Source organism: Microbacterium capsulatum, assembly GCF_030865425.1.
Classification (GTDB): Bacteria; Actinomycetota; Actinomycetes; order Actinomycetales; family Microbacteriaceae; genus Microbacterium; species Microbacterium capsulatum.
Genome location: NZ_JAVFCB010000003.1, coordinates 157,560 through 177,457 on the forward strand (window position 1 = coordinate 157,560; position 19,898 = coordinate 177,457).

The window sequence follows — 19,898 nt, forward strand, 5'->3', positions numbered from 1 at the left end:
GGGAGCTCCAGGGGTGTTCGATGGGGTTTCAGGGATGGAAGAGGTCACGCATACGACGTGTTGCTCGTCGGCGTGAGCACGATCTCGTTCATGCAGATGCGTGCGGGGAGGTCGGCGATCCAGCGGATTGCGGTTCCGATGTCGTCGGCCGTGAGCATGAGGGCGCGTTCCGCCGGGCTCGGTGGCTGCGGGCGGGTGTCCAGGATCTCGGTGGCCACCTCGCCAGGGCAGAAGTGCGTCGCCCGCACGCCGTTCAGCCGTTCCTGGGCGTTGATCGTCTCCGCGAGGGCGCCGAGGGCGGACTTGCTCGTGGAGTAGCCCGCGCCGACGCCCGGGGCGAACCGCCAGCCCGCCCAGGAGGACACCAGCACGACGAGACCGTCGCCGGCCTCGCGCATGCCGGGGAGCACGGCGTGCACGGTCCGCATCGCTCCGGTGAGGTTGACGTCGACGACGCGCGCGAAGTCCTCCGGGGTGGTGTCCTCCCAGAAGCGGTTGGGGACGTTGGTGCCGGCGCTGTACACGAGCAGCCGTACCGGACCGTGCTCCGCACAGATCCGCTCCTCCGCGCGCCGCACGGCGTCCGGATCCGACACGTCCAGCGGCAGCGCGTGCGCCACCCCGCCCGCGGCGCGGACAGCGTCGACCGTGCCCGCGAGCTCGTCCGCTCGACGCCCAGAGACGACGAGGAGGGTCTCCGGCGACGCCAGGGCGACCGCCGCGCCACGGCCGATGCCGGACCCGCCGCCGACGATCCACGCGACCCGGGTCATGCCGTCTCGTCCAACCAGGCGGCGACCTCGTCCAGCAGCCGGGCGTACGCCGTCGCCCCGGGGTCGGGCCGACCGGCGCTGCGCTCGCCGACCCAGGCGGCGCGGCCGCGCTGCGACACCAGCTCCGTGGTGCCGCGCACGCCCGCCCAGGCCGCGGCGCGCATCGCGGCGACCGCGGCGCGCGGATCGGCGTCCGCTGCGGCGAGCGCGTCGATCGACGGCAGCAGGGCGTCCAGCACGGTCTTGTCGCCGGCCTGCGCCTTGCCGCGCTCGGCGATCCTTGCGGCGAGTGCGCGCATCGCCGCGACCAGCGCGGCGCGGTCGAGAGGCCCGTGGCCCTGCAGGCTGCCGCCGGCGGCGAGCAGGCCGCCGCCGACGAGTGCGGCGAACGTGGAGGGGTTGGCCGTCGCGAAGGCGCGACCGGCCCGCAGCACGGGGTCGGCGATGTCGGTCGCCGTCACGCCGTCCAGCGCGACGAGGATCGCCGCCACCCCCGACGACACTGTGATGCCGAGGTCGCCGTCGCCGAGCGCGGCGTCCAGGTCGCGGAGCTCGTCGGCGTGCGCCGCCCAGCGCGGCGCCACAGCCGTGATCGCCGCGGCCAGGGCGGCGCCGGCCGCGGTCGCCTCCGCTGTCGCGACGGCTGTTCCGGAGTCGGCCGCGGAGTCGGCGGACGGCGTGGTCTGCGGATCCCCGGTCTCGTGGACGGGAGCGGCCGCAGTCACCGCCTCGGGGGCGACCCCGCCCTGCGCGAAGAACGGCGAGTCCGCCGGTGCGTCCAGCAGGGCGGCCAGCTCGTCATCCAGCGCGAGGATGCTGATCGACGCGCCCGCCATCTCCAGGCTCGTCGCGAACTCGCCGACATAGGCGCGATGGATCCGCACCTCGCGCTCGTCCAGCAGCTGCCGGGTGCGGCGGCTCAGCAGGTAGAGCTCTTCGAGCGGGGTCGCCCCGAGGCCGTTCACGAGCACGGCGACGCGGGCGCCGCGCTCGATCCCCAGGTCTGCCACGATCGTCTGCACGAGTTCGTCGGCGACGGCGTCGGCCGGCGCGATCGGGCCCGTTCGTCGGCCCGGCTCGCCGTGGATGCCGACGCCGATCTCCATCTGCCCCTCCGCAAGGTCGAACGAGGGCTTGCCGGTCGTGGGCAGCACGGTGGGGGCGAGCCCCACGCCCATCGTCCCGGTGCGATCCGCGGCCCGCTGCGCGAGGGAGGCGACCGTGTCCAGGTCGTCGCCACGGGCGGCGGAGGCCCCGGCGATCTTGTATGCGAAGAAGATCCCCGCGACGCCGCGGCGCGACCGCGCCTTCTCCCGCGGCGCGCTTGCCACGTCGTCGGCCCCGAGCACCGTAGCGGTGCGGATCCCGTCGAGCGCCGCGAGGTCGGCAGCGAGGTCGAAGTTGAACACGTCGCCCCCGTAGTTCCCGTAGAGGTAGAGCACTCCCGCTCCGGTGTCGGAGGCGACCGTCGCCGCGTGGATCTGCTCCGGCGACGGCGAGGAGAACACGTTGCCGACGGCGACGCCTGAGCAGAGTCCGGTGCCGACGTAGCCGAGGAAGAGCGGGAGATGCCCGGATCCGCCACCCGTCACGATCCCCACCGTGCCGGCCGGCAGCGCCGTGCGGACGATCGCCCTGGCGTCGCCGGAGGCCGCCCGCAGACCGTCACCGTGCGCCCCAAGGATGCCGTCGATGACCTCGTCGACGAAGTCCTCGGGCGCGTTGATGAGCTTGGTGGACAAGGCGGTCATCCCTTCGTGGCGCCGGCGGTGAGCCCGCTGACGACGTAGCGCTGCGCGAGCAGGGCGATGATCATGACGGGGACCGTGATGACCACGGCCGCGGCCATCAGCCCGCCCCAGTCCACGGCCGCGTAACTGGTGAAGTTGACGATCGCGACGGGAAGCGTCCGGGTGTACTGGTCGGAGAGCACGAGCGCGAACAGGAAGTTGTTCCAGCTGAAGATGAACGACAGGATCGTCGCCGTCGCGATCCCCGGCACCGACAGCGGCAGCACGACCCGCAGGAACGCGCCGATGCGGCTGGCGCCGTCGATCTGCGCGGCCTCCTCGAGCTCCTCCGGGATGCCCTCGAAGAAGCTCGACATGATCGCCACCACCAGGGGCATGGTCACGAAGATGTGCGTGAGGATCAGCACCGTGTACGTGCCGACGAGCTGCAGCTGCGCGAACAGGAAGTACCACGGGATCAGCAGGCTCACCCCGGGGATGACGCGTGCCATGAGCAGGAAGGCGGTGGTGCTCTTCACCCGGTAGCGCGCGATCCCGTATGCCGCGGGCACGCCGATCACGAGGGCGAACGCCGTGGCCCCGGCGCCGACGATCACGCTGTTCACGATGATCGGCCCGAACGCCTGCGTGTCGAACACGGTGGTGAAGTTCGCCAGCGTCGGCGCGAATGAGAAGGTCCTGCTCGGGTCGATGACGTCCCGAGTGGTCTTGAAGCTCGCCAGCAGCATCCAGACCAGAGGGGCGAGGAAGGCCAGCACGACCAGGACGATCCCGATCGCGCGTGTCCACCCGCCGAGGATCGTCGCGGGGCGACGCCGGCGACGGGCAAGGGTGTTCGCAGAGGTGTTCACAGTTTCGCCGCCTTCTTGCGCAGGATCGCCAGGACGAGCAGGACGAGGATGATGAGGAGGAAGAACAGCATCAGCAGAGCGGCGGCACGGCCGTACCGGGAGTACTCGAACGCGTCGCCGTAGGCGAGGATGTTCAGCGTCTCCGCCTCGTGATTGGATCCGCCGCCGCGCCCCTTGGTGGCGTAGATGATGTCGAAGGTCTTCAGCGCGTCGATCGCGCGGAGCATCGCCGCGGCGGCGATCACGGGCGACAGCTGCGGCAGGGTGATGTGCACGAAGCGCTGCCAGGCGTTGGCGCCGTCCACGCGGGCGGCCTCATCCGGCTCCTCCGGGAGCGTGGACAGGCCGGCGAGGAGGATGAGGATCACCATCGGCGTCCACTGCCACACGTCGATGAAGATCAGGGTGTTCAGCGCCGTGCCCTTGTCGGACAGCCAACCCTGAGCGGGCAGGCCCATCATCTTCATCAGCGCGTTGGCGAACCCGATCGTGGGCTCGAAGATGACCAGCCACATCATGCCGACCGCGACGGGCGTGGCGACCAGCGGCAGCAGGATGAGGACCCGCACGAGACCCTGGCCGCGGAACGTCTTGCGCAGCAGCAGCGCGACGCCGAGCCCCAGCACGAGCTCGATCACCAGAGCGGTCACGGTGAAGTAGGCGGTGCGCCACACGGCCGGCCAGAACCGCTCGAGGTCGCCGAGGTAGTGGGCATAGTTCGCGAACCCGACGAAGGCGAAAGGACGCGTCACCGCGCCCTGTGCGTTGGTGAGCGAAAGGAAGATCGTGTACCCGATCGGGAACGCGATGAGCGCCCCGATGAACACGATCGACGGCGCGATCAGGATCCACTTCAGCTTCGCGTCGACCCAGTCCAGGGGTGTGCGACGGGGCGCGGCGCGCCCGGTGCGCTTCAGCGCGGTACTCGACATCTTCGCCCTCCCGGCGTGCCTCGACGGTTGGGCTCCCGCGCGGACGACGCCGCGCAGGAGCCCGACCGGCTTCTACTTCTCGGAGTTCAGCAGGTCCTGGAACTTGCTGTTGGCGGACTTCGCGTCCGCCTTGACGTCGCCGCCCTCGATGGCGGTCACGACCGGACCGCCGACGATGTCACGGGCGGCCGCAACCTGCTCGAGCTGCGGACGGTCGTGGCCGACGCCGTGATCGGAGACGGTCCGGATGATCTTCACGATCCCCGCCGGGAAGCTCGCCGCGGCGGTGCTGTCATCCCACGCCGACTGGCGCGCGACCGGCACCGTGGCCTTGGAGAGCAGCCACTTCGAGTTCTTCTCGTTGCTGACCCACTTGATGAAGTCCCAGGCCGCCGCCTTCTTGGTCGAGAACGCATTGATGCCGATGGTCTGCGGCACGATGTTGTAGAACTTCGAGCCGGCAGGTCCCGCGGGGAACTGCGCGAAGCCCACCGTGTCGACGACCGAGGACTTCTGCTTGTCCAGGAACGTGTAGGCCTGGCTGTCGGCGTCGATGTAGAACGCCGCCTTGCCCTGCGCGAAGATCGCCGACGCCTCGACCCAGCCCATGTTGGTGGATCCGGGAGGGCCGTACTTGTGCAGCAGGTCACCGTAGAGCTGGATCGCCTTGATCGCCTGCGGGGTGTCGAGCGAGGCCTTGCCCTTCTTGTCCTGGAAGTCCGCGCCGTAGCTGTACAGGAACGACGACAGCTGCGTGACCAGCGGCACGCGCGAGCCGCGCATCGCGATCCCGTAGACGCCGTTCGCCGGATCGTTCAGCTTGGCGACGTCCGCCTCGAGCTCTTCGAGCGTCTTCGGCGCCTCGAGGCCCGCAGCCTTGAGCAGATCCGTCCGGTAGTACACGATCTGACGCTCGGTCATCACGGGCACGCCGTAGACCTTGCCGTCCAGCTGCACGGCGTCGCGTGCCGCAGGCTGGAAGTCCTTCCAGTTCCAGGACGAGTCGGAGGTCACGTCCTTGGTCATGTCCTCGAGCCACCCGTTGCGGGAGAACTCGCGCATCACGTCCTGCACCTGGTATCCGAGGATGTCGAAGTCGGAGGACTTGGCGTTGAGCTTGACTTTGAGAGTGTCGTTGAGCTGCTCGTTGCCGTAGGCCTGGATGTTGACAGTGACGCCGGTCTCCTTCTTGTAATCGGCGGCGAGCGTCTTCAAGCCCGCGGTCCAGGGGCTGTTGGCGGCGATGATGGTCAGGTCTGTGACCTTCTTGCCGTCGCCGGCCTTGTCCGAGCCGGCGCTGGTCCCGGAGGCGCCGCCGCAGGCGGCGAGGGAGATGACGAGCGCGCCGGCGATGGGGGCGGCGAGCGCGATGCGCTTGGCACGTGTGCTGCTGAACATCGTTGTTCCTTTCTAGGGTGCTGATGCAGAGGGTGGGTCAGTTGGCGATGTTGACCGGCCGGCGGCCGGAGAAGACGTCGACGATGGCCTGTGCGGTGGCAAGGCCGATGCGGTCGTACGCCTCGAGGGTGTCGGCCCCCGCGTGCGGCGCGGTGACGACGTTCTCCCGCCCGAACAGCGGGTTCGCAGGATCGACCGGCTCCACCTCGAACACGTCGAGGGCGGCGCCGCCCACGTGGCCGGAGTCGAGGCCGCGCACGAGCGCCGCCTCGTCGACCAGGCCGCCACGGCTGGTGTTGACCAGGATCACGCCGCGGCGCATCCGGGCGATCAGAGCATCGTCGACGAGGTGGTGGGTGCTGGGCAGGTGCGGCACGTGCACGCTGACCACGTCGGCGTCGGCCACAGCCTCCTCCAGCGAGACCAGCTCGACGCCGAGTTCGACGGCGACGGTCGGGTCGGCATAGGGGTCGTGCGCCTTGACCGTCACGTCGAAACCCGAAAGACGCTTCGTCAGGACGCGGGCGATCGCGCCGAAGCCGATCAGTCCGACGGTCTTGCCTGCGAGCTCACGGCCGACGTATCGGTCCCAGCGCCCGGTGCGTGCCGCATCGTCCATCTGCGGCAGCCGACGCAACAGCGACTGCACGAACCCGATCACGAGCTCGGCGACCGCCGCCGCATTGCCGCCCGGCACGTTCACGACGTCGACGCCGCGCTTGCGGGCGAACGGCAGGTCGACGTTGTCGAGGCCCACGCCGAGGCGCGAGATGATGCGCAGCGACTCCGTGCGCGCGAGGGCGTCGGCGTCGAAGACTTCGACCCCGGCGACCGCGGCGTCCGCCGCGCCGATCAGCGCCTGCAACTCGTCGGCCGCCCAGGGCACCGTCGTCTCGTTCTCCACGAGAGTGAAGCCGTTGTCGACGAGCAGCTGCCGCCCTCGTCCGCAGAGCTCGGCGTATCGCACCGCTCCGACGATCACCGTGCGTCCAGCGCCGATCGGCTCCGATGTCCCGCTCATCCTGCTGCCTTCCTGAAGGTGGGCCGGGATCATCCCGTTCGTCACCTTTGATCGAACTGTAAAACTGTTAACAGTCAACATATGGCAGACTGTGGCCATCGTCAAGCCGGATCCGGAGAATCGGGGAAACATGCTCGCTGCCACGCTCACCGGGGTCGGCGCCATCGAATTGACCACGAGGGCACGTCCGCTCCGCGTCCCCGGGCAGGCCCTCATCCGCGTCGAGGCGGTCGGCCTCTGCGGCTCCGACCTGAGCTACTTCTCCAAGGGCGCCAACGGCGATTTCGTCGTGCGCGCACCCCTCATCCTCGGCCACGAGGTGACAGGCACGGTTGTCGAGCTGGACGCGGATCCGACCCCCGCGTCGCTGCGCGTCGGGACGCGCGTCGCCGTGCATCCGGCGTGGCCGTCACCGGGTCCGGGCGAGGACGCCGTGTCCGCCCGCTGGCGCGACGAGCCAGCATCGTTCCTCGGCTCGGCTTCCACCAGCCCGCACACCGACGGCGGACTGCAGGAGTACCTGTCGGTGCGCACCGAGCAGCTGCGGGTCCTGCCCGACAGGCTGCCACTGCGGGCCGCGGTGCTGGCCGAGCCCACCGCGGTCGTGCTGCACGCGCTCTCCCGAGCGGGCGACGTGCGCGGCAAGGACGCGCTGATCTGCGGCGCCGGTCCCATCGGCCTACTCGGGTTGCTGGCCCTCCGCGCCGCCGGGGCCGGCCGGATCACCGTGTCCGACGTGCGCCCCGCCGCGCTCGCGCTCGCCCAGGAGCTGGGAGCGGACGCCGCTGTCGACGTGTCGCGCGACTCCGTCGCCGTCTCCGCGGACCTCGCCCTCGAGGCCAGCGGGGTGCCCGCCGCGCTGGAGGCCGCGGTCGCCGCCGCACGAGCGGGCGGCACGATCGTGCAGCTCGGGATGCTGCCGCGCGATCCCCGCCCCGTCGCTCTTTCCGGCATCGTGACGAAGGAGCTGTCCGTCGTCGGTTCCCACCGCTTCGCCGGCGAGCTGGACGCGGCACTCGCGCTGCTGGAGGCGATGCCGGAGGCCGCAGAGATCGTCCGCACCGTAGTGCCGCTACGGCACGTCGCAGCCGCGTTCGCCGCCGTCGCCGACGCCGCTATCGTCGGAAAGGTCGTCGTCGCGGTCGCCGACGGCGAACTCGCCTGATCCCGACGCGAACGCCTGAAGGCTGCGCCGCGACCGCCCGAACGCTGCTTCGCCCCGGTCAGTCCTCGGCGACCGCGTCCGACGGATCCGCCGTCTTGCGGAGCACGTCACGGATGTGCCCCTTCGCGAGTGTGAGGTGCAGGTGCAGCCGCCGCACGGCCGCATCGGCATCGCCGGTGCGGATGATCTCGAGGAAGCCCTGGTGGTCGGCCGTCGCCGCCGGGATGTCCGGAGTGTCGCTCATCTCGAAAAGGATCTCGAAGGTGTGCTGATAAGGACGCCAGGCCTCGATGAGACGGCGGTTGCGGGAGAGCGTGTAAAAGGCCGTGTGGAACTGCATGTCGGCGTCCGCGAACATCTCCACATCCCCGAGCTCGCCGGCCGCGCGCATGCGGTCGACGATCTCCTGCACCCGATCCCAGTCCTTCGCGCTGGCTCGTGCGATCGCCAGACGGATCGCGAGCGATTCGAGGGCCTCGCGCAGCTCGTACAGCTCCTCGATGCCCTCCAGGCCGAGCACCCGGGTGTAGAGGCGCTTGCGCCGGTTCTCCACGAGCCCCTCGGTCTCCAGCTGGCGCAGGGCGTCGCGGACCGGACCGCGACTGACGTCGAAGCGCGCGGCGAGCGCGTCCTCGGCGAGGTGCGTCCCGTCCTCGACGCCGCCGGTGAGGATCTCGACCCGCAGCCGGTGGGCGATCTGCTCACCCATGCCCAGCGGACGTGCGTTCACCGCGCCCCCGTTTCGTCTGACAGTTAACAATTTTGTTGCACAGACTACGCCGAGAACTCCCTTCCGCGTCAAGTCGCCCGAAACACGGAGGATCCCGCCGCCGAGTCGATGACGACCAGCGCGACGGGATCCCCTGTCATCCGGATCCGATCAGACGTTCACGTCCCCCACGAGGTTGACCCTGATCCCCATCCCGTCCAGCATCGCGGCCTTGGCGACGAGCGCCTTGTCCGCCGTCTCCGCGTCCGGGGCGTAGACCAGCTGGGCATGATTGGCCTTGTGCCGGGCCATGAACTGGTCGCGGCTCTGGCCGTGCAGCACGACATGCGCGATCGGCCACTCCGGGTTCGTGGCGTCCTTGCGGCGCTGCGTCTCCTCCGCCGGCAGCTCGACGACCGTTCCGCGGAAGATGTCGGCCTGCAGCACTCCGTCCGCGATGAACACGCGCGAGAGCACCACTTCACCGGGCTTCGAGACGCCGTTGATCGTCGACCCGCCCGCGGGGAAGAAGACATGTCCCTGCCGCCAGCCCTCCGCATTCTGCCAGCCTCCGAGATGCGAGGCGGGCACGGATCCGGAGATCTCGTACACCCAGACGAACTCGCCGTCGAACTCCTCGCCCCAGCGCACATCGTGCAGGGTGTTGTCGGGTACGAGGCCCATCGCCCGCCAGACACGGTCGGTCACGAGCGCGTCGACCGCGACGCCCTCGTCGGCCTCGTTGAAGTGCGGGAAGGCCCGGCCCTCGTGCAGGATCCGGGATCCGTCGCGCGACGTCACGGGCGGGCGCTCGGTGGAGTTCAGGATCCCCTCCGCGAGATCGGACGCCGGCACGAGGTCCTTGAGCCCCTGCTGGTACTGGATGCCGACCGCGTCCAGGCCGAAGTCGTCGGCGATGCGGAGCGCGGCGATGTACATCTTCAGCTGCCACTGCACCTGCTCCCGAGTGAGCTCGGTGGCGGCGTCGGAGCCGTAGACGAACGTCATACCGTGCTCGATCAGCCAGTCGTGAGCGGCGTCGGCCTCGGCGTCGGCGACGTTCAGCATCTCGGCGTAGAGCGCGGACTGCGAGAGGCGCTCCTTGTAGATGCCGGTCCGGTTCAGCAGCTCGTCGTCGAAGATCGCGTTGTACATGCCCATGCAGCCCTCGTCGAACACGCCGATGATGGCTTTGTCCGCGAGCAGCTGGGCGGCGAGCGCCTCACCGAGCTGCTTCTCCGCAGAGTCGGGCAGCTCGGGCAGGGGGCGCACGTGCGAGGCATCGTGCGTGATGCGGCCGGTCTCGGTCCACTCGCGGATCCCGGCGGTGAACCACTCGTCTGTGAAGTCGACCGACCAGATCGTCGCATACGGCGTGCCCATCTTGGTCAGTCCGGCGTTCAGGCCGAGCAGGCCCACGAGACCCGGCCAATCGCCTGCGAAGTTCGCGACCGTGAGGATCGGCCCCTGGTGCGTGCGCAGCCCCGCGAGCACGTGGTGCGAGTACTGCCAGACCGCCTCGGCGACGATGAGCGGAGCATCGACCGGGATGCTCTGGAACACCTCTATGCCCATGCGCTGGCTGGAGATGAAGCCGTGGCCCGTGGCCGGATCCACCTCATTCGCCCGGATCACCGTCCACCCGAGATCGTTCAGCACGCGGGTGACGGCCGCCTCGAGCTCGACCTGGGTGGGCCAGCCTGCGGTGTTCGCGGATTCGCGCAGGTCGCCCGAGGCGATCAGATAGGCGGTCTTGGGGGCCGACGCGGGGCGCGCGGCCAGGGCGGGGAGCGTGTAGGTCATGGGGTCCTCCGGTCGTGGTGAGGGGGTCCGGGGCCGCCGAGCGGCGGACCGGGTCAGGGCTGGGCGAGGTCCGGCGCGGTGTGCTTCTGCGCGGCCGCGAGCTCGTGCGCGACGTCGGCGGTGCCCGCGTACAGCCGCAGGTACCGGTCGAACAGCGCGTCGTAGGTGTCGCGCAGGGCCGGATCCGGTGCGATCGTGTCGGTGACCGGGTTCCAGTCGGCGATGGCCGGAGGCGTGTCCGCGACGGCGCCCGCGGCGAGGAACGCGGCGCCGTAGCTCGCGCCGATCGTGATCGCGGGCACCTCCTGTACCAGGCCGGTGACATCGGACACCACCTGCAGCCACAGCCGCCCCTGCGTGCCGCCGCCGACGGCGACGATCCGGCGGATGTCCGCCCCCGCCTGGCGCATGGTCTCCACGTTGTGCCGCACGCCGAGTGCGGTGGCCTCCAGCGCCGCCCGGTACAGGTCACCGCGGCCGTGCTCGAGCGTGAGCCCTGCGATGACGCCGCGTGCGTCCGGATCCTGGATCGGGGTGCGCTCCCCCGCGAAGTACGGCAGCATCAGGAGCCCGCGCGCGCCGGGGCCGGACGTCTCCGCCTCGGCCAGCAGCTGCGGATAGTCGGATCCGGTGACGTCCTTGAGCCAGGCGGTGAGCGCGCCGGAGGTCGACAGGCCGCCCGCGAGGTTGCGGGTGCCGGCGAAGGCACCGGCGGTCGTCCACATCGACGGGGTGCGCAGGGTCTCCTCGACCGTCGCGACCAGGAACATCGTCGTGCCGTACATCAGCATGAGATCGCCCGCCCCGTGCGCGCCGACGCTGACAGCCTCGGTCCAGGCGTCGATCGTGCCGGTGATCACCGGCACGCCCTCCGGGATGCCGGTCTGCGCGGCAGCGGCCGCGGTCACCGTGCCGGCGATGTCGCCGGCCCACTGCAGCGCGGGCGCCTCCAGGGGCGCCGCGAAGCGCTCCCACCACGGCGCATGCCAGCGCTCTGCCTCGATGTCGTAGAGCGGCGAGACCTGGCTGGCGGACTGGTGGTCGAGCACGTACGCGCCGGTGAGGCGGAGCGCGAGGAACGACGCGGGCATGAACAGCCGCCGGGCGCGCGCCCAGGCCTCCGGATCCTCCTCGCGAATCCAGACGATCTTGGGGCCGCCGGCCTGGGAGGTGAGCACGGATCCGCCTACGCGGGTGAGCTCCGGGACTCCGAGCTCGTCGGTCATCGCAGTGATCTGCGCGCCCGCGCGGGTGTCCACGCCGTACAGGATCGCGGGGCGCACCGGGGTGCCGTCGGCGTCGCCGAGCAGGACGCACGGCCCCATGCCGCTCACCCCGACCCCGGTCACCTCGGCGTCGGGAACCTCGGCGAGGAGTTCGCGCGTGATCGAGACGAACTCCTCCCACCACACCGCGCCGTCCATCTCGACCCAGCCGGTGCGGGGGCGGCTCACCTCGTGGCCGCGCGTCGCCTGGGCCAGGATCGAGCCGCTCTCGTCGACGAGCACGCCCTTGCTGCTGGACGTGCCGACATCGACGCCGATGGTGCACCGCACGGGCATCCTCCTCGATCGAAGACCGCGCACACACGGATCGGCCGGTCGGCGATCAGGTTACGCGAAATCGATTTCATGCGCAATTGCGCAGAGCCGGCCGAGGTCCGGCCGGGCAGCTCAGCGCGCGATGGCCGGCTGCAGTTCACCCTGCAGCGTGACCGTGCGCGCGGGCTCGTCGACGCCGCCGATCCGCTCCAGCAGCATCCGCGCCGCGGTGATCCCCATGTCCCGCGCCGGCAGCCGCACCACGGTCACGACATCCGGCGACAACGTCGTGAACGGCAGGGAACCGATCACGCTGACACCGACGGCGGGCGGGGTCAACCCCCGCTCGGTGAGCACCTGGAGCGCACCGACGCCCAGGAGGTTGTTGCCCGCGACCACCGCGTCCGGGGGCTCAGGCAGGGCGAGCAGCTCCGCCATCGCCTCGCGGCCACCGTCCACGCGGAAGGACGAGAAGCGCAGCAGCTCGGTAGGGACCGGCATCCCGTGCGCCTCCAGGGCGTCGCGCCAGCCGCCGACGCGCTCGGCCGCCGTCTCGATGTGCTCCGGGCCGGCGATGTGCGCGATGCGCGTGCAGCCGGCGTCGATCAGTTGCTGCGTCGCGGCGCGTCCGGCGTCGCGATTCGCCATCACCACACGGTCGATGTCATAACTCGTCCCGCGATCCACGGCGACCACCGGCCGGCCCGCCCTGAGGAGGTCCTCGAGATCGGTGCGATCGGAGGATGCGGCGAGGATGACCCCTGACATCTGCTCGAGGATCGCGATGCGCAGGTAGGCCTGCTCCTTGTCGATCCGGGCGTCGGAATTGCACAGCACGACGGAGTAGCCGGCCTCGGAGGCCACATCCTCCACGCCGCGGGCCATCTCGGTGAAGTACGGGTTCTCGATGTCGGGGATCACCAGCGCGATCACCTCGGAACTCTGCCGGCGCAGTGACCGGGCCGTGCGGTTCGGGACGAATTTGAGCTCGGCTGCCGCCTGGCGCACGGCGGCCGCCTTCTCCTCCGAGACGCTGGCTCCGTTGAACACACGCGACACCGTCGCCGGGGACACCCCGGCCAGTTTCGCCACGTCGTAGATGGTCGCCATGCGCGCCCCGTCGCCTCAGGCCTGTCGCAGGACGTGCACGATATCGTCATGCCGCGGCATCGACTCGGCCGCACCCCGCCGCGTCACCGCGAGCGAGGCCGCGACCGTGGCGGCCTCCAGCGCCGCCTCCCACGGCTCGCCCGCGGCGAGCCAGGCGACCATCACCCCCACGAACGTGTCCCCCGCCGCGGTCGTGTCGACCGGCTGCACGAAGCGCGGCGCCACGCGCGCGACGATCGCCCCGCCGCGTGCGACGAGGGCCCCGCGGGCGCCCAGCGTCACGACCACGGTGCCCGCGAGCCCGCTGAGCGCGATCGCCGCCTGCTCGGCGTCGGGGGCGCCGCTCAGCTGCATGGCCTCGCCCTCGTTGGGCACGAGGACGTCGCTCAGCGCGACGAGGTCGTCGAGGTCCGTGCGCACCGGCGCCGGCGTCAGCACCGTCGTCGTGCCGGCTTCGCGCGCCGCGCGCATCGTCTGCACGAGCAGGTCGACCGGGCGCTCCAGCTGTACGACCAAATGGGAGGCCGAACGGATCGCCGCCAGGTCGGCGTCGGAGAACTCGGCGTCGGCGTTGGCACCCGGCACGACCACGATCGAGTTCTCCCCGTCGTCGGTGACGGTGATCGCGGCGATGCCCGTGGGCGCGGCGACGCACCGCAGCAGTGAGACGTCGACGCCCTCCGCGCGCAGTGTCGCTTCCAGCCGCGCGCCGAAGTCGTCCGCGCCGACGGCGCCGATGAACTGCACCCTGCCGCCGGCGCGCGCGCATGCGACCGCCTGATTGAGGCCCTTGCCACCCGCCCCCGTGGAGAAGTCCGTGCCAGACATGGTCTCCCCCGGGCGCACGGGACGGGGCTGCCGCACGACCAGATCCATGTTCGCGCTGCCCACGACGGCGATGCTCATGCGATTCCTTTCGACGCCCTCAGGGTACTAGGCATGAAATCGGTCTCGCGCGCGTCGAGCGCGACCGGGCGGCGCGGCAGAATGGGACGGACATCGATCATGCGAGGGGAAGGGAAAGCGCATGAGGCAGACCGTGCGGCACGCGTCCCTGGGCGAGCGCCTGGCCGACCAACTGCGCCGCGAGATCATCCGCGGCGAACTCGAGGTGGGCGCGCACCTCGTGGAGGATACCCTCGCCGCGCGCTACGACGTCAGCCGGGGTCCGGTGCGGGACGCCTTCAAGATCCTCAGCGCCGAGGGCCTGCTCGACGACCGACGCCGCGGGTTCTTCGTGCGCGGCTTCAGCCCGCGCGACGTCGAGGAGTTGTACTCGCTGCGTTCCTCGATGGAGCAGCTGGCGATGCAGCGGGCCGCCGAGCAGGCGGAACCGGAGCAGTGGGGTGCCGTCGAGGCCGAGCTCGCCGGCATGTACGCCGCCGCGGAGCACCGGGACTGGCATGTCTTCGCCGAGCACGACCTCGCCTTCCATGGCGCGTTCTACCGGCTGTCCGGGCACTCCCGGCTGCAGGCGATGTGGGATCAGTACCAGCCGACGTTCGGGGCGATGCTTGACGTCACCAACGAGCAGGACATCGATCTGCGCCCCTCCGCAGACGATCACGCGGCGCTGCTCGCGCTCACGCGGGAGGGCCGGATCCCGGAGCTCGCCGCGCGCCTCGCCGAGCATTTGAGCGGATCCGAGCGCCGCATGACGACGGCCCTCGCGCCGTTCTGGGCGCGGGCCACAGCCCGCTGACGGCGTCGACCCGTTGCCGGCGTGCGTCCATCCCGGCGCAGGTCACCCCCGTTGAGAGCCTCGTGCAGATGCACGATCCCCTTGCGTCTGAAATCGATTCCAGGTATCTTCAGTTTTCGTTAACGGTTTACGAAGGAGTATGACGGCATGACCGCCCCCGAGATCCTCTCCGCGATCCCCACCCCGTTCACCGCCGCGGGTGAGCTGGATCTGCCCGCGTTCCGGGAGAACCTCGATCGCCTCGTCGGCTCGGTGGACGGCGTGTTCGTCGCCGGCACCACGGGCGAGTTCCCCGCCCTGGAGGACACCGAGCGCCTGGTCCTGATCGACGCGGCACTCGCCGTCTTCGGTCCCAACCGCGTGGTCGCCCACGTCGGCGCGGCGTCCACCCGCCAGGCCGCGGGCCTGCTGCGCTCCGCGATCACCCTCGGCGCCACCCGCTGCGCCGCGATCACCCCGTACTTCCTCGCCGCGTCGACCGCCGGCGTCGCCACGTACTATCGGCAGCTCAAGGACATCGCCGGTGAACGCGCCCTGTACGCGTACGTGTTCCCCGAGGTCGCCGGCACCGACGTGCACCCCGAGGATCTCGGCGCGCTGGTCGACGCCGGCATCGACGGGATCAAGGTCTCCGGCCTCGCATCGACCCGCGTCCGTGAGTATCTCGCCACCGCCCCCGAAGGGTTCGCCCTGTGGAGCGGCAACGACGCCGACCTGCCCGCCGTGCTCGCCGCCGGGGGACGCGGCACCGTGTCGGGCGTCTCCGCCGTCTGCCCGCGCCCATGGGCCGCCTACCGCGACGCAGAGACCGCGGGCGACGCCGCTGCGCGGGACGACGCGCAGCGGCGGATCGCGACCCTCGTGCCGCTGCTCGGGCCCAGCATCGCCGCCCTCAAGCTGGGACTGGACCACCTCGGCCTCACCGGAGGATCCGTGCGCATGAGCATCGACACCCCGGCCGCCGACCGCGCCGAGCAGATCCGCAGCGCCATCGACTCCGCCGCCTGACCCCCGCCCCTCTTCCCCAGAGCTCTCGATCAAGGAGGATTCCATGAGCAGTACCCGCACGGCCGAGGAAAAACGCTACATCCGCAAGGTCACCACCTCGAGCTTCATCGGCAACACCCTGGAGTACTACGACTTCCTCGTGTACGGCACGGCGTCCGCGCTCGCGTTCCCGACCGTGTTCTTCCCCACCGGCAACGGCTTCATCTCGACGCTGGCGTCGTTCGGCACTTTCGCGGTGGGTTTCATCGCCCGCCCGATCGGCGGCATGTTCTTCGGCCGTCGTGGCGACCGTCAGGGACGCAAGTCGACCCTGATCCTCACCCTGGCGATCATGGGACTCAGCACCTTCCTGGTCGGCCTGATCCCGGCGTACAGCGTGATCGGGATCTGGGCGCCGATCCTGCTCATCCTGCTGCGGCTCGTCCAGGGCTTCGCCGTCGGCGGCGAGTGGGGTGGCTCGATGATCATCGTGCTCGAATCCGCGCCGCAGAATCGGCGGGGGTTCTTCAGCGCCATCCCCAACACCGGAGGCTTCTCCGCGCAGATCCTCATCACCGCTGTGTTCGGGCTCGTGTTCCTGATGCCGAAGGACGCGCAGATCATGTGGGGCTGGCGGATCCCGTTCCTACTGGCCGCCGTCATGCTCGCCGTCGGCATCTACATGCGTCGGAGCCTGCACGAGACCCCCGTCTTCACCGAGGCGATCAGCACGCCCACCGAGCTCGCCCCGACCGCCGAGAAGCGCCACGACCCCCTGCTGAGCGTGTTCGCCCACGACTGGCGTGCGCTGCTGCTGATCCTGGGCCTGCGCTTCGCCGAGGCGCTGCCCTACTTCCTGCTCACGGTGTTCGTGCTGTCGTACGGCCCGAACAACCTCGGCATCCCGAAGGAGCAACTCACCTGGGCGATCTTCATCATGGCCGTGCTCGCATTCCCCGCCCACGCGCTGTTCGGCATCCTGTCGGACCGGATCGGCCGCCGCCCGGTGTACTTCCTCGGTGCAGCCGTGGTCTTCCTCGCCGCGTTCCCGTTCTTCGGCCTGCTGCACAGCGGGGTGTTCGTGCTCATCGTGCTCGGCTACGTGATCGTGCTGAACCTGGGCCACAACGCCATCAACGCCGTGCAGCCCGCGTTCTTCGCCGAGCTGTTCCCCGCCGACCGCCGATACAGCGGCGCCGCCGCGGGCCGTGAGATCGCCTCGATCATCGCCGGTGGACTCACGCCGTTCATCGCGACCTGGCTGGCGGGCCCGCAGGGCACGAACTGGCCGCTCGTGGCCGGGTACGTCATGTTCGGCGCCGCGATCACGATGATCTCCGTGTGGCTGGCGCCCGAGACGTTCAAGAAGAACCTGTTCCTCACCGGCAGCGCCGGAGAGGGCGAGGGCGAGAAGGTCACCGTCGCGTGACCGGATCCGCCTCCTTCCCGCGGGTGTCGCCGACCGTGCGCCGACGTTTCGTCGCCGTCGACGACACCCGCTGGGTGCAGTGCCATGCCTCCACGCTGATCCGCTCCGGCGACAGCGTGGAGGTGGCGTTCTTCGCCGGCACCGCCGAGGGGACGCCGGACAACCGGATCCTGATGGCGTCCTCCACGGATCTCGCGACGTGGACGGATCCGCTGCGGATGGACGAGGGCGATGCCGTCGCGCACTGGAACCCCGTGCTCGCGCACGATCCGACGGGACGCCTCGGCCTGTTCTACAAGCACGGCGCCCTGATCTCGGCGTGGTCCACCCGGTTCCGCCGCCGCCGTGACGACCGCACCTGGGAGCCTGCGCGCGAACTCGTGCCCGGAGACAGCGGCGGTCGCGGCCCGGTGCGCAACGCCCCGATCGTCGCCGCCGGACGCTGGTTCGCGCCGGCCTCGACCGAGGACTGGGAGGCCGACGGCGGCGCGGTATGGGAGTCGTTCGTCGACGTGAGCGCCGACGACGGTGCGACGTGGACCGCGCTGCGGATCCCCCTGGACCGAACCGCGCTGCGCGGGGCGGGCATCATCCAGCCCGCACTGTGGTTCGACCGCCGCGGCGGGATCAGCGCTCTGTGCCGCTCCACCGAAGGGTCGGTCTACCTCAGCCGGTCGATCGGCACCGCCGACGACGTGCGCGGGTTCGAGCCGGCACGCCCGGCGGGCCTGCCCAACAACAACAGCGGGCTGGCAGTCCTGGCGCTGCCGGACGGCCGCCTCGTGTGCGCGCACAACCCGGTTTCCGGCGACTGGGCGGCGCGCTGCCCCCTGGGCCTGTCGGTCTCCGACGATGACGGGCCGACCTGGCGCTACGCGCTCACCGTGGAGGACGGGGTGACGCGGATCGGCGACGGCCCCGAGCCCTCGGACGGATCCGGCCACGCACCCACCACCGCGTCGGCCACGGGCGTCGTGACGACCGGGGTCGGCGAGTACTCCTACCCGGCGATCATCCTCGACGGAGAGCGCCTGCTGATCTCCTACACCTGGCAGCGCCGCGGCATCGTCGTCGCCGACATCCCCGTCGCCGCGTTGGGCTGATCGACGGGTTACACGCACGACGACCCGCGCGGCTTCGGCGCTCGGTCGCGTCAGCGCGCCGTGTCGTCCGGGTCGGCGGGAGCCACCCACGGGCGCCAGAGCACGACCTCGGTCGAGCGGCGGATCCGGCGGCCGGACGGGACGGGAATGACGGATCCGCTCGTGCCGGCGGCGAAGACGCGCACGCCGGGTCGGTTCGCGCGCTCCTCGCGGAGGTCGTGCTCGAGCTCGGCGACACGGCGCCGCAGCGCGCGGTTCTCGGCTTCGAGGTCGAGCAGCCGCGCGATCGCCGGCAGGCTCATGCCCTCGCTGGACAGCTGCGCGACCTCGCGGAGCAGCTCGATGTCGCGCATCGAGTAGCGGCGGGATCCGCCGCGGGTGCGGCCGGGCACGACCAGCCCGAGCCGGTCGTACTGGCGCAGGGTCTGCGGGTGCATGCCCGCGAGCTCCGCCGCCACCGCGATCGCGAAGACCGGGGTGTCCGCGTTCATGCGGTCATCGGCCATGGGAAGCCTCCTGCCCGGTTCCGGTCGTCGAGCGAGCCGCAGGCGAGACGAAACGCGTCTCAGGGAATCGCCGCGTTTCGTCTCGCTGCGCTCGCTCAACGACCGAGAGAGGTGTCATGCCCGTGCCTTCGCGAGCAGCTCGGCGCGGGGGTTCTCCGCAGGCTCGGTCGCTCGGAAGCGCTCGAGCGCCTCACGGGCGGCGTCGTCCAGGTGCGACGGCACGGCCACCTGCACCTCGGCGAGCAGGTCGCCGACGCCCTTGGCCGTGGTCACGCCGCGGCCCTTGACCCGCAGCACCCGGCCGGACGGCGTGCCCGGCGCGACCTTGAGCTTGACCGGATCCCCGCCCAGCGTCGGCACCTCGATGGTGGCGCCGAGCGCCGCCTCGGTGAACGTGACCGGCACCGTGACGCGCAGGTTCAGCTCGTCGCGGGTGAACACCGGGTGCGGCTTGACGGTGACCGCGACGACCAGGTCGCCGGTCTCCCCGCCGTCCGGCGAGGGCCGGCCGCGGCCGCGGAGGCGGATCTTCTGGCCGTCCTTCACGCCCGCGGGGATCTTGACCTTGATCGGCCGGCCGTCCTCGCCCTGCAGTGTGACGGTCTCGCCCTGCACCGCGGTCGCGAACGAGAGGGTCGTCCGCGCCGTGACGTCGGCCCCGCGCTGGGGACCGCCGAAGCCGCGGAACCCGCCGGAGGGCTGACCGAACCGGCCGGAGCCGAAGGATCCTCCCCCACCCTGGTTGAACATCGAGAACAGGTCCTCGAAGTCGGCGGTCTGGCCACCGCGACCGCGCCCGAACGCGCTGAACACGTCCTCGAAGCCGCCGTTGCCGGCGCTTCCCGGGGCGGTGAACCGTGCGCCGCCGGCGCCCATCGCGCGGATCTGGTCGTACTCGGCGCGCTGCTCCTTGTCGGAGAGCACCGAGAAGGCCTCGCTGATCTCCTTGAACTTCGCCTCCGCTGCGGCGTCACCGGGGTTGGAGTCGGGGTGGTATTTGCGCGCGAGCTTGCGGTAGGTCTTCTTCAAGTCGGCCTCGGAGACGTCCTTCCCGACCCCGAGGACCTTGTAGAAGTCCTTCTCGAACCAGTCCTGGCTAGCCATCGACCACCCCCTG

Annotated in this window: 18 protein-coding genes; 5 read left to right on the plus strand and 13 right to left on the minus strand. The window is 70.8% G+C overall.

Annotation, left to right across the window (positions count from 1 at the left end; genetic code table 11):
• Positions 1 to 44: 44 nt before the first annotated feature.
• From RBR11_RS06145 to RBR11_RS06170, 6 genes are all read right to left on the minus strand, one after another.
• Complete coding sequence (locus RBR11_RS06145; RefSeq protein WP_308488437.1) at positions 45 to 773, minus strand: SDR family oxidoreductase; 729 nt, start codon at positions 771 to 773, stop codon at positions 45 to 47.
• Positions 770 to 2,524, minus strand: a complete 1,755-nt coding sequence (locus RBR11_RS06150; RefSeq protein WP_308488438.1) for a dihydroxyacetone kinase family protein — start codon at positions 2,522 to 2,524, stop codon at positions 770 to 772. Before RBR11_RS06150 ends, RBR11_RS06145 begins: the two co-directional genes overlap by 4 nt.
• On the minus strand, positions 2,521 to 3,375 hold the full coding sequence (locus RBR11_RS06155; protein WP_308488439.1) for a carbohydrate ABC transporter permease: 855 nt from the start codon (positions 3,373 to 3,375) through the stop codon (positions 2,521 to 2,523). The genes RBR11_RS06150 and RBR11_RS06155 overlap by 4 nt, the downstream gene beginning before the upstream one ends.
• Positions 3,372 to 4,307, minus strand: a complete 936-nt coding sequence (locus RBR11_RS06160) for a carbohydrate ABC transporter permease (protein ID WP_308488440.1) — start codon at positions 4,305 to 4,307, stop codon at positions 3,372 to 3,374. Before RBR11_RS06160 ends, RBR11_RS06155 begins: the two co-directional genes overlap by 4 nt.
• Before the next feature lie 72 nt (positions 4,308 to 4,379).
• Positions 4,380 to 5,705, minus strand: a complete 1,326-nt coding sequence (locus RBR11_RS06165) for an ABC transporter substrate-binding protein (RefSeq protein ID WP_308488441.1) — start codon at positions 5,703 to 5,705, stop codon at positions 4,380 to 4,382.
• Positions 5,706 to 5,742: 37 nt separating this feature from the next.
• On the minus strand, positions 5,743 to 6,726 hold the full coding sequence (locus RBR11_RS06170) for a phosphoglycerate dehydrogenase (protein ID WP_308488442.1): 984 nt from the start codon (positions 6,724 to 6,726) through the stop codon (positions 5,743 to 5,745).
• Between the two features lie 130 nt (positions 6,727 to 6,856).
• Between RBR11_RS06170 and RBR11_RS06175 the strand changes: the two genes are divergently transcribed.
• Positions 6,857 to 7,891, plus strand: a complete 1,035-nt coding sequence (locus RBR11_RS06175; RefSeq protein ID WP_308488443.1) for a zinc-binding dehydrogenase — start codon at positions 6,857 to 6,859, stop codon at positions 7,889 to 7,891.
• A 58-nt stretch (positions 7,892 to 7,949) separates the two neighbouring features.
• Here RBR11_RS06175 and RBR11_RS06180 read toward each other — a convergent pair whose 3' ends face one another.
• The 5 genes from RBR11_RS06180 to RBR11_RS06200 all read right to left on the minus strand — a co-directional run bounded on the left by RBR11_RS06180 (position 7,950) and on the right by RBR11_RS06200 (position 13,960).
• On the minus strand, positions 7,950 to 8,621 hold the full coding sequence (locus RBR11_RS06180; protein ID WP_308488444.1) for a GntR family transcriptional regulator: 672 nt from the start codon (positions 8,619 to 8,621) through the stop codon (positions 7,950 to 7,952).
• Between the two features lie 150 nt (positions 8,622 to 8,771).
• On the minus strand, positions 8,772 to 10,403 hold the full coding sequence (locus tag RBR11_RS06185; protein ID WP_308488445.1) for a fucose isomerase: 1,632 nt from the start codon (positions 10,401 to 10,403) through the stop codon (positions 8,772 to 8,774).
• Between the two features lie 53 nt (positions 10,404 to 10,456).
• Positions 10,457 to 11,965 (minus strand): FGGY-family carbohydrate kinase, encoded by a 1,509-nt coding sequence (locus RBR11_RS06190; RefSeq protein ID WP_308488446.1) that lies wholly within the window; start codon positions 11,963 to 11,965, stop codon positions 10,457 to 10,459.
• A gap of 111 nt (positions 11,966 to 12,076) precedes the next feature.
• Positions 12,077 to 13,054 (minus strand): LacI family DNA-binding transcriptional regulator, encoded by a 978-nt coding sequence (locus RBR11_RS06195; RefSeq protein ID WP_308488447.1) that lies wholly within the window; start codon positions 13,052 to 13,054, stop codon positions 12,077 to 12,079.
• A 15-nt stretch (positions 13,055 to 13,069) separates the two neighbouring features.
• Positions 13,070 to 13,960 (minus strand): ribokinase, encoded by an 891-nt coding sequence (locus tag RBR11_RS06200; protein WP_308488448.1) that lies wholly within the window; start codon positions 13,958 to 13,960, stop codon positions 13,070 to 13,072.
• A 121-nt stretch (positions 13,961 to 14,081) separates the two neighbouring features.
• Between RBR11_RS06200 and RBR11_RS06205 the strand changes: the two genes are divergently transcribed.
• From RBR11_RS06205 to RBR11_RS06220, 4 genes are all read left to right on the plus strand, one after another.
• The gene (locus RBR11_RS06205; protein ID WP_308488449.1) at positions 14,082 to 14,756 is read left to right on the plus strand and encodes a GntR family transcriptional regulator; all 675 of its coding nucleotides are present in this window, start codon (positions 14,082 to 14,084) and stop codon (positions 14,754 to 14,756) included.
• 147 nt (positions 14,757 to 14,903) lie between these two features.
• The gene (locus RBR11_RS06210; RefSeq protein ID WP_308488450.1) at positions 14,904 to 15,764 is read left to right on the plus strand and encodes a dihydrodipicolinate synthase family protein; all 861 of its coding nucleotides are present in this window, start codon (positions 14,904 to 14,906) and stop codon (positions 15,762 to 15,764) included.
• A 43-nt stretch (positions 15,765 to 15,807) separates the two neighbouring features.
• Positions 15,808 to 17,172, plus strand: coding sequence for an MFS transporter (locus RBR11_RS06215; protein ID WP_308488451.1), 1,365 nt, complete (start codon positions 15,808 to 15,810; stop codon positions 17,170 to 17,172).
• Positions 17,169 to 18,275, plus strand: coding sequence for an exo-alpha-sialidase (locus RBR11_RS06220; RefSeq protein WP_308488452.1), 1,107 nt, complete (start codon positions 17,169 to 17,171; stop codon positions 18,273 to 18,275). Before RBR11_RS06215 ends, RBR11_RS06220 begins: the two co-directional genes overlap by 4 nt.
• Positions 18,276 to 18,325: 50 nt before the next feature.
• On the opposite strand, the gene RBR11_RS06225 is transcribed toward RBR11_RS06220, so the two are convergent.
• Both RBR11_RS06225 and RBR11_RS06230 read right to left on the minus strand, forming a co-directional pair.
• On the minus strand, positions 18,326 to 18,781 hold the full coding sequence (locus RBR11_RS06225) for a heat shock protein transcriptional repressor HspR (RefSeq protein WP_308488453.1): 456 nt from the start codon (positions 18,779 to 18,781) through the stop codon (positions 18,326 to 18,328).
• A gap of 114 nt (positions 18,782 to 18,895) precedes the next feature.
• Entirely contained in the window at positions 18,896 to 19,885 is a 990-nt protein-coding gene (locus RBR11_RS06230) for a DnaJ C-terminal domain-containing protein (protein WP_308488454.1), read from the minus strand.
• Positions 19,886 to 19,898: the final 13 nt, after the last annotated feature.